The organism is Acinetobacter sp. YH12098 (genome assembly GCF_013419235.1).
In the GTDB taxonomy this organism is placed as follows: Bacteria; Pseudomonadota; Gammaproteobacteria; order Pseudomonadales; family Moraxellaceae; genus Acinetobacter; species Acinetobacter amyesii.
Window position 1 is genome coordinate 1 of record NZ_VPAO01000046.1, and the last position, 13175, is coordinate 13175.

Sequence of the window (13175 nt, forward strand, 5' to 3'; positions counted from 1 at the left end):
AGTATTTGGATTGTCACTGCTTGCTCCAAAGTTAACATGTTGAGCAGTCCAAAATGACCGCTATATTAACCAAGGGGGTCAGTTTTTAAATGCCATTAGGGGGTCATTTTTACACTGCCGCTAACACTCTGAAGTTCAGCACACAGTTACATCGGTCAGGGCTTCATTTTTAAACGTTTGCTCGACCAACCCTTAAATTTTCACTTCAACATTATCGATAGCAAATTACAACTTAGGCTAATGAACACCTAGCAATATATCTATATTTTCTAAACCATTCCGCCATAAAAAAACCGAGGCTTGAGCCTCGGTTTTCAGTTCAACTTACGGAGAACTTAGTAAACGCCTTGAGCAAGCATTGCGTCAGCAACTTTTACGAAGCCTGCAATGTTCGCACCGTTTACATAGTTCACAGTACCATCTTCTTCAGTACCGTATTTCACGCAGTTGCGGTGAATTTCTTTCATGATCGCATGTAGACGCTCATCAACTTCTTCGAAAGTCCAACCCAAACGAATTGCGTTTTGAGACATTTCAAGACCAGAAGTCGCAACACCACCCGCATTCGATGCTTTACCTGGTGCATAAAGAATTTTCGCTTCAACGAATTTCTCAACTGCAGCCAAAGTTGAAGGCATGTTCGCACCTTCAGCAACACAGATTGCGCCATTTGCAAGAAGAGCTTCAGCATCAGCTTCATCTAATTCATTTTGAGTTGCACATGGCAGCGCGATATCACATTTGATAGACCAAGGACGTTGACCTTCTAAATATTCAAAACCGTGCTTAGATGCAAATTCAGAAATACGGCCACGCTTAACGTTTTTCAATTCCATTACTTCAGCAAGAAGTTCAGTTGTGAAACCGTCTTTTACGTATACAGTACCTGCTGAGTCTGAAAGTGAAACCACTTTCGCACCCAAGTACATTGCTTTTTCAGCAGCGTATTGTGCAACGTTACCAGAACCCGAAATCGTTACAACTTTATCTTTAAAGCTATCGCCACGAGTTTTTAGCATTTCCTCAGCGAAATACACAGTACCGTAACCAGTTGCTTCAGGACGTGCAAGTGAACCACCGAAAGTTAAACCTTTACCAGTGAACACACATGCTGTGTCGTTGCTTAATTTTTTCATCATACCAGCCATGTAGCCCACTTCACGGCCACCTACACCGATGTCGCCCGCAGGGATGTCAGTGTTAGAACCAAGATGACGGTATAATTCGATCATTAATGCTTGACAGAAACGCATGATTTCGCCTTCAGATTTACCTTTAGGGTCAAAATCTGAACCACCTTTACCACCACCCATAGGAAGTGTAGTTAAGGCATTTTTGAAAGTTTGTTCAAAACCTAAGAATTTAAGAATTGAAAGGTTCACTGATGGGTGGAAACGCATACCACCTTTGAATGGACCAATTGCTGAGTTGTATTGAACACGGAAAGCACGGTTAACTTGAGTTTGACCTTTGTCATCTACCCATGAAACACGGAACTGAATTGCACGCTCAGGCTCAACAAGACGTTCTAGCAAACCGTAGTCAGCATATTGTTGGTTCTTTTCGATGAATGGCCAAAGGCTCGTCATCACTTCTTCAACAGCTTGAAGAAATTCAGGTTGATGTTCATCACGTGTTTTAACGTAGTCTAGGAAGTCGTTAAGGCTGTTATATTTCAACACTTAATCCTCAGCAGATGTATGGATCAAAATTGATCACAATTTTGATCAAAGATATATTTTGGCGCAAAATATTAAATATCTTTTGTAACTAATCAGCAATAGTTTTTTTAAAAAATCTTTAAATTCTTTAAAGAACAGCGATTTAAATTGATTACTCAGATATTTTAGTTATAAATATTATTACTTTTAGGAATATTTTAATGAATTATTTTGCTCATTTATGAGGCATCTATAGACCCATTTTTGCGCACAGCAATTCATACTGAAACATGCTAGAATTCAACGTCCTCTTTGGTTTTTCTCTGCCTTCATTTGTACTCGCGACTACCCATGACTTCTGAAATTTCCCTCATCCAACAAATTGATGCCCTATTGCCACAAACTCAATGTGGACTTTGTGGGCACCGTGACGGCTGCTTACCCTATGCCAAAGCCATCAGTGAAGGAGAAGAAGCCAATAAATGTATACCCGGTGGTCAACCTGTGGCAGATGCACTGGCAGCGTTATTAAATCGTCCACACTTAACAGCAGAAGCCAGCGTTTGGCCAATCCAAAGTGATGGACGCCCGCAACGGGTTAAAGCTGTGATTCGTGAGGATGAATGTATTGGTTGTACCAAATGTATCAGTGCCTGCCCTGTCGATGCCATTATTGGCTCAGGCAAATTGATGCATACGGTCTTGACGGATTTATGTACGGGCTGCGAACTCTGCATCCCACCGTGTCCAGTGGATTGTATCGACCTAGTCGAAGAGCTTGATCAAGTGCCATCTGAACCTGTTCGAATCGCAGAACAGAATGATTTACGTCGCCGCTACTATGCACATATTCAGCGTGAGGAAAAGCGCCGAATTCATCGTAAAGGCCCTATTGTACGCGCAGAAATTGATACGGAACTTTTTGCCCAATTTTCGACCCAGACAGACTCAGTACCGGTCATTGAAGTCGTGGAAAAACCTGCTACGCCAGTCGTTCAACTCGATGCAAAAACCACCATTGAACTTGCAAAAATTCGTACACAAATTAAGAAATTAGAAAAACAACTGAGTGTTCGAGACGATGCAAAAAAACGTGAGTTACTCCATACGCTCACGCAACAATTAACACAACTGCAAGGGGCTTAATCATGGCTGTTAAAAACATGACTAAGAAGCAAATTCAAACTTTTTTTGAACGCTTACGTGAGCAACGCCCCAACCCGAAAACTGAACTCAATTATAGTAGTCCATTTGAACTTTTAGTGGCTGTTACCCTATCTGCTCAGGCCACAGATGTCAGTGTCAACAAAGCCACAGATAAACTTTTTCCAGTAGCAAATACTCCTGAAGCTATTTATGCGTTAGGTGTTGACGGACTGAAGGAATATATCAAGACCATTGGCCTGTATAACTCAAAAGCGGAAAATGTCATTAAAGCCTGCAAGATTCTCATTGAGAAGCACAACAGCATCGTTCCGAATAATCGTGCAGATTTGGAAGCCTTACCCGGTGTCGGTCGTAAAACTGCAAATGTGGTGCTGAATACTGCTTTTGGTCAACCGACCATGGCCGTTGATACACATATTTTTCGTTTAGGTAATCGTACAGGATTGGCTGTCGGCAAAAATGTTTTGGAAGTCGAACACCGACTCGTCAAAGTCATCCCCAAAGAGTTTATTGTTGATTCACATCATTGGTTGATTCTGCATGGGCGTTATACCTGTATTGCCCGCAAACCCAAATGTCATGAATGTATCGTGTCTGATGTATGTAATTGGCCTGACCGTTTTGACTTTGGCGCATTAAGACCGATTAAAACCACCCAAATTGAAGATTAATCTCTTCAATTTCGGGGTAGATGGAATTTGTATAAATCAATTGATCGAGTTGATGCTTAATTTTTATCTTGTTCTTTGTTTTTTTTATCAAACTCTTGCTGCAGCTTTGGATGTAAGCGATATTGCTTCGAGTTCAATTTAGCTTGCTCTGCTTCTTCCACTTGCACCTTACGCAACATTTTAAAGCTGACAAATAATAAGCCCAATAACACCGCCACAGCGATGATGACCATTATAACCAAAGCAAATTTCATAACAGATTCGCCCTAAAAGCCACATAAAAAAAGAGCCCCACTATGCAGTAGGACTCTTTGATTGTCAAAAATTCAAAAAAGTTGAATTATTTAGACTGATCTAAAATCGCGAACAAATCAGTTTGAACTTGATCGATTGGACGAAGACCATTTAATTTGTCATAAGTCGGTGCGTTTTCGCCAGAAGCTGCACGACCTTGGTAGAAACCAACCAATTGCTCAGTTTCAGCGTGGTAAGAACCTAAACGCTTACGAATTGTTGCTTCTTGGTCATCCGGACGTTGAACAAGATCTTCACCAGTTTCGTCATCTTTACCTTCCACTTTTGGTGGGTTGTAAACGGTGTGATATACACGACCAGATGCAGGGTGTTGACGACGACCAGATAAACGTTGAACGATTTCTTCGTCAGGTACATCGATTTCAATTACATGATCGATGCTGATACCTTCGTTTTCAAGCGCTTCAGCTTGTGGAATCGTACGCGGGAAACCGTCGAAAATGCAGCCGTTGACACAGTCAGGTTGAGCAATGCGTTCTTTTACAAGACCAATAATAAGCTCATCAGATACAAGGCCGCCATTATCCATGACGCTTTTAGCTTGTAGACCTAATTCAGTACCTTCACGAATCGCAGCACGGAGCATATCACCGGTTGAAATTTGTGGGATATCGTAGCGCTTACAGATCAACTGAGCTTGTGTCCCTTTACCTGCTCCAGGTGGTCCGAGTAATATAATGCGCATAAAAAAACATCCTCATTTTAAACATTGTATATGACGCTATGTAGTGATCTAAACCCAAGATTCAGATCATCTTCCAGCATCTAATTATAAGAAAGCCACAAACAAATGTATTGTACCCGCGATAAAACCGGTTACACCACCCAAGACAATCAAAATCCATTCGTCTTCCTGAAATGCAGGACGTAACAAATTTTGAAATTCTTTAGGCGTTAACTCGCGAATACGGTCTCTAAACATCTGAAAGATTTTCTGTGCACGGCTCGCATTAAACGCAGGGTCGCATACAGGCACCATCGTAATTTCAATTGAGCGATCGATCAAGTCTGTCTTGAGTTTTGCGTACTCTTTTGGACCTAAAGACAACTGTAATGAGGTACGAACCAGTGGAGATTCCATAATTTCATTAATATGACGTTTCACAATGCGACGGGTCTTATCTTTCTTCCCGCCATACATCATTTCGGTCATGATGGATTTTAACGTAATTAGGTCTTCTGTTACTACACTTGCGAATACATCCGAAACTTCTTCTTGGCGTTTCATAAACGCCCCTTGAACATTGTACGTTCCAATACGTGGAATCACAGGTTTCATCCAAGGGAATTTACGATCTTTAGTTAATTCAAATAATTGCAAATACTTAACAGGGTGCGGCTCAATGGGATTAAATACCATCCAGATGGCAATCCAGTTGGTCAAAAAGCCCCAGATTGCTGCCCAAAATGGAACCGTCCAATGCCAAGGCACCACAAACCAAACGATCATCTGGAAGATACCAAAGAACATCCCAATCAAGGCACTGATATGCCAAATAAAGTTGATTTCTTTTTGGCCAACTTTAAGGAACATCCGCACCATCAAGAGACGATCCGCTTCCATTTGACTCACCACCATTTCACGCATGTCAACAAGTGACTCTACGTTCATGGTCAGTTCGGTCACGAGTTCTTTTAAGGTATTTGGCAGCTGTTTATGTGCTTGGGCATAAATACGGCGTTTAATCGAATACGGTAAGTTTTCCCAAAGCACCGCATTTCGGTCTAGCATGACTTCATCAATCAAATGTTCAAGTTCAAAGCCAACTTGTTCACCAATGATGCGCGCCATATCCTCAGGATCCATTGCATCCAAAAACTCGCGCAAGGAACCCAATTTAGACAATGTGTTATCCGTAATAATGCCAGAAATACGTCCAGCTTTTCTTGGCACAATCCCCTGCCATCCCACGGGTAATGGACCTAAATGGAATCCCCAGAAAGTAATCGGGTAAAACACCATTTTCAGTGCCATCCAAACGTGTGCCCAGGTAACGAATGCGGTAACGGGGATAATACTCAGCACAGCCCAAAAATCGGGACGTTGCAAAAAGGTTTGCCACAATTCGTTAACGTACTCAAGCATGCATAACTTCCATATTTAATTTTATTCAGTGAGTGCGGTTATAAAATAAAGTTGATTATTTTCACTACAAACCAAAACTTAAAGTATATGAGATTTGTAGTCTCGGTTCGGTTTCCACAATCACATTACCTGATTTATCTTCTAATTTTTCACCCGCACCCAAGCCTACACTAAACGTACTAATACGCTCGGCACTCAACATCACATAAGCAAGATCGATACCACCACCTAAACGCGCTTCATCTTCACCATCTACTTTCTTGGAGTCGATGTGGCCCGCATAAGCTCCGATATAATAACCATTTTTATCTTTGCCAGTGAAATGAACGGGGTAACGAAAGCCGACTTGCCCACCAGGTGTTTTATCATCGTTCAAGAAAACACCAGCTTTTGCATAGGCAATGCCATATGGGTTTACCCACTCACCATTCACGTGAATAATTTTTTGAGTAAAACCTGCTCCAACATTCCATGGTTGATAACCCTTACCTGTTAACTTTGCCTCAGGTAAAAATGAATTGTCATTGGCATGTGCGATGCTTCCGAGCATCATAAATGCAAGCAATGGATATAATTTATTCATTGTTTTCACAAACTTCCTTAGTATTATTTTTTGGAATATTCCTTTTTTATACGTTTCGACTTTAGCAGAATAATATGAACTGTTATACACAAAGCCCCATATTTTTCATGTCTGCAAAGTCAAAATATAGACTGCAATCACAGCAGAGTCTTTTTTATTTATCAAAAAAATGTCAGTTGCGCTAGAATATGCCTCTTCCGTTATTTTAGCTCTCAGTCTTTAAGTCGATCGCGTATGAAGCAGCATTATCCTTTAAAAAATGTCCAGCAAGAAAAGCGGATTTATCGTAATCGCGTGGTGATTTCGATAGGGATTGTCTCCTTCTTTATGCTGTTGCTTGTGGCACGATATGCATATTTGCAAATCAAAAGTTATGAGACCTTTTCGACTGCTGCCGATCAAAACCGAATTCGATTGCAACCGCTTGCACCTTCTCGTGGTTATATCTATGACCGTAATGGTGTGTTATTAGCGGATAATTATCCGGTTTTCTCAGCAACCATGAGCCGTGCGGATGTTGAAGACATTGATGATACGGTAGAGCGCCTAACGCCTCTGTTAGAACTGACTGATGAAGACATCGAACGTTTCAAAAGTCGGATTAAAACCTCTAAAAAGACTGAACGTGTTTCGATTAAACTGAATTTAAATGAAAATGATATCGCCCGTTTTAGTGAGGTGAAATATCAATTCCCAGGTGTCAATATAGAGACCCAAATGACTCGCTACTATCCACATGGCGAACTGTTTGCCCATGTGATTGGCTACGTGGGTCGTATTAATGACAAAGAACTAAAAACGATTGATAAAGATTTATACGCTGGCTCAAACCTGATCGGTAAAATTGGCGTTGAAAAATCATATGAAGAACTTTTACATGGAATGCCGGGGAATGAGTCGGTTGAAGCCGATGCCTTTGGTAATGTGTTACGTCACCTTGGTCGTAAAGATCCGATTCGTGGTAATGACTTATATTTATCCCTAGATTATGGACTACAAATGGTCGCTTCAGAGCAGCTCGCAGATCGACGTGGTGCAATTGTTGCGATTGACCCACGTACTGGAGAAATTCTTGCTCTTGTGTCCAGTCCTAGTTTTAACCCTAACTTATTTGTTACCGGGATTAGCAGCAAAGATTATTCTGAACTACGTGATAGCCTCGATCAGCCATTATATAACCGTGCTGTACAAGGGGCTTATCCACCGGGTTCAACGATTAAGCCAATGTTTGGTCTAGGTGGTATTCATTATGGTCTAGTGGATTGGAGTACTGCCATTTCAGATCCGGGCTATTTCACGCTTCCGGGTGACAGCCATCGTTTCCGTGACCACAAAAAAACTGGTCATGGCTCAGTTAATTTACACAAAGCTCAAGTCATTTCCTGCGATACCTATTTCTATGTCTTGTCCTATCGTATGGGCATTGAAAAAATGAATACTTGGATGCGTCAGTTTGGCTTTGGTGAAAAAACCGGTGTAGATTTACCAAGTGAAAGTACGGGGCTATATCCAAATCCTGAATGGAAGCTCCGCACACGGAAGTCCAACTGGCTTAAAGGTGAAACGATTTCCGTCAGTATTGGTCAGGGTGCATTTACTGCAACACCATTACAACTGGCGATGGCGACTGCTATTACCGCCAATCAAGGCTCACATGTTACACCTCACGTTTTGCGTGAAAGTAAAGGCGCTAAGGTTCATAAAGTCCATAACGCCCCGAATGGTCGCATTCAATTTAATGGTAAGCCAGATGATTGGATTAAAATGCGTGATGCCATGATTGATGTGGTTCAAACAGGGACCGGTCGTGGTATTCGTACCCCAATGTATCAAATCGCAGGTAAAACAGGCACCGCACAGGTTAAAAGTATTGCCCAAGGTAAACGCTATAACGAGTCCTTATTGACAGAGCGTCAGCTTGACCATGGTTTATTTGTTGGTTTTGCCCCTGCGGAAAAACCTGAAATTGCGATTGCCGTCGTTTGGGAAAATGGTCGTCACGGTGGTTCTGCTGCTCAAATTGCTAAACCAATGTTTGACTACTGGTTATTAACACGTAAAAAGAATCCAATTCGTCCTGCAGGCCATCAAATTAGCGGTGGTCTCATGACTGCGGGTCTAAAACCGAGTGAGTTACCAAGCGGCTCAAATATTTTATCAGCCGATCCAAATGCGAGCCCAACAGCTCAGCAGAACAACAGCGCCACTCAACAACCGAATACTGCAAATACAACACCTCGTGCTGCCAGTGCCGCACATGCAACCGATGAGGAATAATTCATGAAAAATCAATTAAGAATCATTGGGGGTGAATGGAAACGTCGTCAACTGCCTTTTGCCAGTATTGACGGTCTACGCCCTACACCTGACCGTGTCCGCGAGACATTATTTAACTGGCTCATGTGGGATGTTCAAAATGCCAAAGTTCTCGACCTGTGTACAGGTTCAGGGGCATTATCGTTTGAAGCACTCTCACGTGGTGCAGCAGAAGCCGTTTTAATTGAACCTGATCGCACCCAAGCGAAGTTTCTCATGGACAATTTAGAACTCTTAAGGGTGAGTAAACAACGTGTGCAACTCAAAAACATGACGGCACAACAAGCCATTCCTAATTTGAAAGATCAATTTAATCTGATTTTCTTAGATCCCCCTTATAGTCTTGATTTATGGCAAGAACTTGCTGAATTGGTCGATCCGTGCATTGCAGACAATGGTTTAATTTATATCGAAGCTGATCGTGATCTTGCTCAGTTAAAACTGCCGAGCAGTTGGCAGCAAATCAAACAAACCAAAGCTGGGACGGTGCGTGCAGGCTTATATAAAAAGGCTTAATGTAAATGCACACAAAAAAGGACGTCAATGCGTCCTTTTTTATTACTTGAAAATCATTAAACCTGTGGTCGAAGTGGACGCTGGCTGTTAAATCCACCCGGAGTTTTAGTTTTATCCACGGGCGTCACTTTTGGACGTTGTTGCTGTGTTTTTTGCTGCTGGGGCTTGCTTGTATTGGGTTTAGCTGGCGTCTGAGGCTTTGAGCTTGGACGATGCACATTTGACGGATGCTGAGATGAAGGTTTCTGTACATACGGTTTATGCGCATTTGGTTTATATATATTGTCTGGACGGCTATTCGAATTCGGTCGTGGTGAGTTTGGTCGATGTTGCGGGCTATTCACTCGACCATATGAGCGGTCATAACGCTGACTTGAGTCATAGCGCTGACCGTATGAACCACCATATTGACCTGAATAACCATATTGATTTGCATAACCATATCGATTCGATTGGTATCGGCCATCATCAAATGGCGCCACGACACACCCTGTAAATGTAATTGCAACCACAGATAGCAAAGCAACTTGTTTAAGCATGTGTAGCACTCGTTTTTGATGAAGAGCATTTTCAATTATCGAAATGAATTTAATCGGAAGTCTGTGTACATCTGCTGTATTTAAACATTCATGTTTTATTCATGGTTTGAGGTCCAATTTTGCTACATTTACTCAGTCAGCCACATTTATATAGAAAAATTCACTACAATAGCGCCACGTATTTCAAAGCTGTAATTTAATGACTTGTCTGATTTTTATTCTTGGTGCCATCTTTGCGGGATTCGTACAAGGATTAACAGGGTTTGCATTCGCCCTTATCGCAATGTCATTTTGGGTTTGGATACTTCCCCCGCAAATAGCCGCACCATTGGTGGTCTGCGCTTCAGTTTATAGCCACTTCATCTCATTATCATCAGAACGTAAAAGCATTCCGATCAATAAAAAAATCATTTATCCCTATTTAATTGCAGGAATTTTAGGTGTACCGCTCGGTACCTATTTATTAGACAGCATTAATCCAGATACATTTAAATTGGTTTTGGGCGCTTTTTTAATGTTTTGGTGCCCAATTTTATTTTTTAATCCTAAATTTTCATCCATCCAAAAATCAGGGAAATGGGCGGATTCTAGTATTGGATATATTGCTGGGATCTTGGGTGGTCTTGGAGGCTTTTGTGGTGCATTACCCTCTGCATGGCTCATGCTGAAAAATACACCCAAAGCAGAACAACGCTATATTTTGCGACATTTCAATTTAGCCATTCAGCTCGTTACACTCATCAGCTATCTGCTACAAGGGATCATCCATCGTGAACATCTGCCCTATTTAGCCGTGCTGTTGGTGATTATGGCTTTTCCAGTGATTTTTGGTGCCAAACTTTTTTATCGCATTTCAGAACGCCAATTTAAGCATATCGTGTTAGGGCTATTATTTTCTTCAGGCTGCTTTTTGGTAACGATGAGTGTCTTAACCTGATGACTCAAAACCTAAAGATATTTGTCCAAATTATTCTAGAAAAATACCTTCTCAGTTAGACATTCACATCTTGTAACAATGACACAGTTCACATTTAAATAAAAATTAGCCAAATGGTAAAAAAGTAATTAATTTTTCTGACGAAAATTAATAGAATATTGCACCTCATAATTTTGCTTAAAATAAAACCATGAAAAAGTTCATCCTGCTTGCAGGTGTAACTCTGCTTAGCGGCTGTATATTTGGCACGTCCAGCGAAATTAAAAAAGCTGAAAAACTACTCTCACATTTTCAGTGCAATAATATTGAAAGTTCACATATGACTCATAGCTCGATTACAACTTTCCATGAAGAAAAACTAGCATCAAGCAAACAAAAAGTCGTGTCTTATATCGATAGCTATAAGCAAGGCGAAAAGTTATTTCGTATCCCGCTCATCGATGTGGTTGATCAGCAATACATTATTTATAAGGCGGCATGTCAAAATCTGGGCGGTATCCATCCCGATTTTAATGATTAAATTCAATATAAAAATCTAAACAGAATCATCTAAACGTAAAAAGGACAGCCAATACTGTCCTTTTTTATTGGATTGTTGGATTAGTGATAGCGTGTATCGACACTGAATTTTTCAGGAAATTTGGCATGTATTTGCGCATAGAAACCCATGATTTCCGCCATATCTTTTTCATAATCACCTGTAGGATAAACAATTTTACCCACCCCAGTCTTTTTCTGCGCATAGTCCATATAGGCTAAAGCAATCGGTACACCCGCTTGCATAGCAACATGGTAAAAACCAGTTTTCCACTTCTCTTGTTTGGCGCGTGTCCCTTCTGGCGTCACCAACATGACCAATTTTGGATGATGCTTGAACAAGTCAGCCATCAGCTCAACCATACTTTGACGTGCTTCACCATCTTGTTTTGGACGACGATTAATACCAATTCCGCCCATAGCACGTACAAAAGGTCCAAACGGAAATTTCATATAACTGTCTTTAATCGTGATACGAACATTTACCCCTAAAGCTTTCAGGGCAAGGCGTGCATAAAGTGCATCCCAATTACTGGTATGTGGCGCTGCAATCATGACACATTGGTCAATATTTAAATCCCAATGGTTATCAATTTGCCACCCCATTAAGTTAAGACTTTTTTCCGCTGTTTTTTCAAACACAATTTGCACCGACAGTTTTTTCTATGCCGCAGAGTTTAACAACGCAAAATAATTATAAAAGCCTATATTGTTCAGTTATTCACCAATTAATATATAAATGTCCTTTAGCGTTCACTTTTAGGTAAATCACCAATATTTTTTCATTTACGAATTTTTAAAAATCAAATGTCTGTTTTGATGTATTAACCAAACACACAATTGTTAACAGGAATAGGCTATTTTTCTTGCGCAATAATAGTCACGCTTAGCATTATATTGGGTACGTACGGTGTATAAATCTCATGAAAAAACTAATGCTCGCACTCTGTATGGTCAGTGCAACCCTAACGGCATGTTCAAAGACCAGTAATGAATCTGAAACTGCGACACCACCAGATAATAATGTCATTGCCAATACGGACGCTGCCTCAGAAAGCCCGATTGCCACAGGTGATAACACCGAAAATGCACTTGATTGGGCAGGTGAATATAAAGGAATTCTGCCTTGCCATGATTGCAAAGGGATTGAAACTGAGCTTGAACTCAAACTGGATAAAAGCTATGAGCTTAGCCAACAGTTTTTAGGTAAGCCTGCAAACACTGAAAATAAAGTAAAAGGCAGTTTTAAGTTTTTGCCAGATCAACCTGGGATGATTCAACTTGATGCCCAAGGCGACAATCGAATTTACTTTGTAGGTGAAAACTTTATTGAGCTTCGTGGTGATAAAGGTGAAAAACTAGAAATGCCTGAAGTAAATCTTAAACTCACCAAAAAGCTTGATTAGTGTTTTACTCTAAATAGGATTTTTTGTTTAATCCAAATGTATCAACGGGTTAATTATTTTCCGCCAAATACATAAGAAAGACCTACACGACCACCAACTTCGCTACCACCAGCAACACCAATTGCAGCGCTAAGTGAAGTACGGCCATCACCATAATAGCGAGCACACCTGCAAAAATTGGACGTTCAATAAAAAATTTTGACAGCATAGAACAAGATCACTTTCTGGTGGCGATTGGGCTTAAACACGCAATATTTTTCTTCAAATTAACATAGGCGAGTGGATCTTCCGTGACTGAAAATCAAAAAATTATACTTTTTCACAAAAATATTGTTTTTTCTTCATTTTTTCTCACAGATTTTTGTATTTGCCCTCCCAATTTTGGGATAGCTCCTAGATTCATCTTATTTCTATACTTCTGACATAACAATTTGGATGACA

Annotated in this window: 15 protein-coding genes; 7 read left to right on the forward strand and 8 right to left on the reverse strand. The window is 40.7% G+C overall.

Going from position 1 to position 13175, the window contains the following annotated elements; genetic code table 11:
• Nucleotides 1-335: 335 nt before the first annotated feature.
• Nucleotides 336-1682 carry an NADP-specific glutamate dehydrogenase gene (gene gdhA / locus FTU38_RS14005; protein WP_373684004.1) on the reverse strand — a complete coding sequence of 449 codons (1347 nt, stop codon included), beginning with the start codon at nucleotides 1680-1682 and terminating at the stop codon, nucleotides 336-338.
• Between the two features lie 330 nt (nucleotides 1683-2012).
• On the opposite strand from gdhA, the gene FTU38_RS14010 reads away from it, so the two are divergent.
• Both FTU38_RS14010 and nth read left to right on the forward strand, forming a co-directional pair.
• Complete coding sequence (locus FTU38_RS14010; RefSeq protein ID WP_180111623.1) at nucleotides 2013-2807, forward strand: RnfABCDGE type electron transport complex subunit B; 795 nt, start codon at nucleotides 2013-2015, stop codon at nucleotides 2805-2807.
• 2 nt (nucleotides 2808-2809) lie between these two features.
• The gene (gene nth / locus FTU38_RS14015) at nucleotides 2810-3499 is read left to right on the forward strand and encodes an endonuclease III (protein ID WP_180111625.1); all 690 of its coding nucleotides are present in this window, start codon (nucleotides 2810-2812) and stop codon (nucleotides 3497-3499) included.
• 56 nt (nucleotides 3500-3555) lie between these two features.
• Here the strand turns inward: nth and FTU38_RS14020 are convergent, their stop codons facing one another.
• From FTU38_RS14020 to FTU38_RS14035, 4 genes are all read right to left on the reverse strand, one after another.
• Nucleotides 3556-3753, reverse strand: a complete 198-nt coding sequence (locus tag FTU38_RS14020) for a hypothetical protein (protein WP_180063484.1) — start codon at nucleotides 3751-3753, stop codon at nucleotides 3556-3558.
• A gap of 86 nt (nucleotides 3754-3839) precedes the next feature.
• Nucleotides 3840-4499: an adenylate kinase gene (adk, locus tag FTU38_RS14025; protein ID WP_078189866.1), complete on the reverse strand. Its 660-nt coding sequence runs from the start codon at nucleotides 4497-4499 to the stop codon at nucleotides 3840-3842.
• An 84-nt stretch (nucleotides 4500-4583) separates the two neighbouring features.
• Nucleotides 4584-5900, reverse strand: a complete 1317-nt coding sequence (locus tag FTU38_RS14030) for a hypothetical protein (RefSeq protein ID WP_218954727.1) — start codon at nucleotides 5898-5900, stop codon at nucleotides 4584-4586.
• Between the two features lie 64 nt (nucleotides 5901-5964).
• On the reverse strand, nucleotides 5965-6483 hold the full coding sequence (locus FTU38_RS14035; protein ID WP_078192958.1) for a hypothetical protein: 519 nt from the start codon (nucleotides 6481-6483) through the stop codon (nucleotides 5965-5967).
• A gap of 234 nt (nucleotides 6484-6717) precedes the next feature.
• On the opposite strand from FTU38_RS14035, the gene mrdA reads away from it, so the two are divergent.
• Nucleotides 6718-8760, forward strand: a complete 2043-nt coding sequence (gene mrdA / locus FTU38_RS14040; protein WP_180111626.1) for a penicillin-binding protein 2 — start codon at nucleotides 6718-6720, stop codon at nucleotides 8758-8760.
• A 3-nt stretch (nucleotides 8761-8763) separates the two neighbouring features.
• Complete coding sequence (rsmD, locus tag FTU38_RS14045; RefSeq protein ID WP_180111627.1) at nucleotides 8764-9315, forward strand: 16S rRNA (guanine(966)-N(2))-methyltransferase RsmD; 552 nt, start codon at nucleotides 8764-8766, stop codon at nucleotides 9313-9315.
• 56 nt (nucleotides 9316-9371) lie between these two features.
• Here the strand turns inward: rsmD and FTU38_RS14050 are convergent, their stop codons facing one another.
• The gene (locus FTU38_RS14050) at nucleotides 9372-9854 is read right to left on the reverse strand and encodes a hypothetical protein (protein ID WP_180111628.1); all 483 of its coding nucleotides are present in this window, start codon (nucleotides 9852-9854) and stop codon (nucleotides 9372-9374) included.
• A gap of 199 nt (nucleotides 9855-10053) precedes the next feature.
• Here FTU38_RS14050 and FTU38_RS14055 point away from each other — a divergent pair, with 199 nt between their 5' ends.
• Together FTU38_RS14055 and FTU38_RS14060 are read left to right on the forward strand one after the other, a co-directional pair.
• Nucleotides 10054-10791, forward strand: a complete 738-nt coding sequence (locus FTU38_RS14055; protein ID WP_180111629.1) for a sulfite exporter TauE/SafE family protein — start codon at nucleotides 10054-10056, stop codon at nucleotides 10789-10791.
• Nucleotides 10792-10981: 190 nt separating this feature from the next.
• Entirely contained in the window at nucleotides 10982-11311 is a 330-nt protein-coding gene (locus tag FTU38_RS14060; protein ID WP_180111630.1) for a hypothetical protein, read from the forward strand.
• A gap of 80 nt (nucleotides 11312-11391) precedes the next feature.
• Here the strand turns inward: FTU38_RS14060 and FTU38_RS14065 are convergent, their stop codons facing one another.
• Nucleotides 11392-11970, reverse strand: coding sequence for a 1-acyl-sn-glycerol-3-phosphate acyltransferase (locus FTU38_RS14065; RefSeq protein WP_171319294.1), 579 nt, complete (start codon nucleotides 11968-11970; stop codon nucleotides 11392-11394).
• A gap of 281 nt (nucleotides 11971-12251) precedes the next feature.
• On the opposite strand from FTU38_RS14065, the gene FTU38_RS14070 reads away from it, so the two are divergent.
• Nucleotides 12252-12734, forward strand: a complete 483-nt coding sequence (locus FTU38_RS14070; RefSeq protein ID WP_180111631.1) for a copper resistance protein NlpE — start codon at nucleotides 12252-12254, stop codon at nucleotides 12732-12734.
• An 82-nt stretch (nucleotides 12735-12816) separates the two neighbouring features.
• On the opposite strand, the gene FTU38_RS16890 is transcribed toward FTU38_RS14070, so the two are convergent.
• Nucleotides 12817-12942 (reverse strand): hypothetical protein, encoded by a 126-nt coding sequence (locus tag FTU38_RS16890; protein ID WP_257222683.1) that lies wholly within the window; start codon nucleotides 12940-12942, stop codon nucleotides 12817-12819.
• Nucleotides 12943-13175 lie beyond the last annotated feature (233 nt).

Excerpts from the sequence above, each read along its gene's own strand:
- FTU38_RS14020 (WP_180063484.1), bottom strand. The coding sequence starts at position 3,753 with ATGAAATTTGCTTTGGTTATAATGGTCATCATCGCTGTGGCGGTGTTA.
- rsmD (WP_180111627.1), top strand. The coding sequence starts at position 8,764 with ATGAAAAATCAATTAAGAATCATTGGGGGTGAATGGAAACGTCGTCAA.
- FTU38_RS14070 (WP_180111631.1), top strand. The coding sequence starts at position 12,252 with ATGAAAAAACTAATGCTCGCACTCTGTATGGTCAGTGCAACCCTAACG.
- FTU38_RS14030 (WP_218954727.1), bottom strand. The coding sequence starts at position 5,900 with ATGCTTGAGTACGTTAACGAATTGTGGCAAACCTTTTTGCAACGTCCC.
- adk (WP_078189866.1), bottom strand. The coding sequence starts at position 4,499 with ATGCGCATTATATTACTCGGACCACCTGGAGCAGGTAAAGGGACACAA.
- FTU38_RS14055 (WP_180111629.1), top strand. The coding sequence starts at position 10,054 with ATGACTTGTCTGATTTTTATTCTTGGTGCCATCTTTGCGGGATTCGTA.
- FTU38_RS14060 (WP_180111630.1), top strand. The coding sequence starts at position 10,982 with ATGAAAAAGTTCATCCTGCTTGCAGGTGTAACTCTGCTTAGCGGCTGT.
- mrdA (WP_180111626.1), top strand. The coding sequence starts at position 6,718 with ATGAAGCAGCATTATCCTTTAAAAAATGTCCAGCAAGAAAAGCGGATT.
- FTU38_RS14035 (WP_078192958.1), bottom strand. The coding sequence starts at position 6,483 with ATGAATAAATTATATCCATTGCTTGCATTTATGATGCTCGGAAGCATC.
- FTU38_RS16890 (WP_257222683.1), bottom strand. The coding sequence starts at position 12,942 with ATGCTGTCAAAATTTTTTATTGAACGTCCAATTTTTGCAGGTGTGCTC.
- FTU38_RS14010 (WP_180111623.1), top strand. The coding sequence starts at position 2,013 with ATGACTTCTGAAATTTCCCTCATCCAACAAATTGATGCCCTATTGCCA.
- nth (WP_180111625.1), top strand. The coding sequence starts at position 2,810 with ATGGCTGTTAAAAACATGACTAAGAAGCAAATTCAAACTTTTTTTGAA.
- FTU38_RS14050 (WP_180111628.1), bottom strand. The coding sequence starts at position 9,854 with ATGCTTAAACAAGTTGCTTTGCTATCTGTGGTTGCAATTACATTTACA.